Here is a 1482-nt window from a genome sequence, read left to right on the forward strand (position 1 = left end):
GTGGCAAGCGCCCTTCCGGCCGCTCGCCACACTGTGCTGTTCCCGGCGGACTACGACGCCGAGTTCGACGCGGTCTTCCGCGGTCGGCTGCCCACCGACCCGACGATCTACGTGTCCGCTCCGCGGGACCCGTCGCTCGCGCCGCCCGGCTGCGAGGCGTGGTTCGTGCTGGTCAACGCGCCGCCGCACGCGCCCCGGCCAGGCCTGGCCCGCGCCGGCGTCGACTGGGACCGCCCGGGTCTCGCCGACTCCTACGCGCATCGTGTGCTGGACACGATGGCCCGGCGCGGGCTGGACGTCCGCCACCGGCTGCGCTGGTTCGAGACGATCACTCCGGCGGACCTGGAGCGGCGGACCGGCGCGCCGGGCGGTTCGATCTACGGCTCCTCGTCGAACGGCGCCTGGGCGGCGTTCCTGCGCCCGTCGAACCGGACCTCGATCCCCGGCCTGTTCCTCGTCGGTGGCTCGGCTCACCCCGGCGGCGGCCTGCCGCTGGTCGCCGTGTCCGCGCGGATCGTCGCCGATCTCGTCGGCCCGGCATGAAGCCGGCCCTGGGGCTTGGCCGAGCGTCGGATCATGATCGACGAGGGTGACCTCGGCTCGGTGGTGGCGGCCGCCTCTGGTGTGGCGGGTCGCCGGGCGCTGCCGAGGCGCTGTCAGGGGCGTAGCGCGGCCAGCACCATGCCGGCGTACCGGCGCCACACCGCCGGGTCGCGCACGCCGAGGTCGGCCAGCACCCGGGCGTAGCCGCCGATGAGGACGCGGACGTCCATGGCGGTGGCGTCGGGGCGCAGCGATCCCTGCTCGCGGGCCGCCTCGACGATCCTGGCGAGCGTCCGGGTGGCGGTTGACTCCTGGGTGCGCGGGTCCGCCTTCGGCAGTACCTCGATGAGCAGCACCAGGTCGTGGGCCAGCCGTTCGGCCATGTCGTCGAGGAAGCCGCGCAGGCCGACGTAGGGATCCGGTTCCTCGGCGGCGGCCGCCACGCGCGCGTCGATCCAGCTCAGCTGGTGCTCGGCGACGGCCCGCACGAGGTCCGCCTTGGTCGGGTAGCTGCGGTAGACGGTGGCCTTCCCTACGCCCGCCCGTGCCGCGACCTCCGGCACGGTCGCCTTCAGGCCCTTCTCGGCGAAGACCTCGAGGGCGGCCGCCATGATCAACTCGTGGTTGCGCCGCGCGTCCGCCCGGCGCTCGGACCAGTCGGAAGGCACGCGTTCCGGCGCGGCGGTGGCTGGCATCGTCCCGCTCACCAGGGGTGTCCCGCCGGCCGGCGCCGTCCTGGCCACCGAGGGTTCCACGGTGTCCGATGCCGCGCCGGCGGCCGGCGACGCGCCGCGGGCCGCCCGCGCGTGGGCGGGGGAGGATGCCATGGCGGTCAGTGTGCCCGATCATCCGCGTGCGGCGAGGCGGTGGCCGGGGCCACCGCCGTCAGCGCCTCCGGCGGCGTGGCGCGCCCGGCGGGGCCCGCCCCGCCCCCCCGGG

The 1482-nt window shown here is 76.1% G+C and carries 2 protein-coding genes; one reads left to right on the forward strand and one right to left on the reverse strand.

What is annotated here, in order from left to right:
- Nucleotides 1-543: phytoene desaturase family protein (locus I6A81_RS41165; RefSeq protein WP_407661477.1), on the forward strand; the 543-nt coding region annotated here is incomplete at its 5' end.
- 113 nt (nucleotides 544-656) lie between these two features.
- Here I6A81_RS41165 and I6A81_RS41170 read toward each other — a convergent pair.
- On the reverse strand, nucleotides 657-1370 hold the full coding sequence (locus I6A81_RS41170) for a TetR/AcrR family transcriptional regulator (protein ID WP_238430911.1): 714 nt from the start codon (nucleotides 1368-1370) through the stop codon (nucleotides 657-659).
- Nucleotides 1371-1482 lie beyond the last annotated feature (112 nt).

The organism is Frankia nepalensis (assembly GCF_016786325.1).
Lineage (GTDB): Bacteria > Actinomycetota > Actinomycetes > Frankiales > Frankiaceae > Pseudofrankia > Pseudofrankia nepalensis.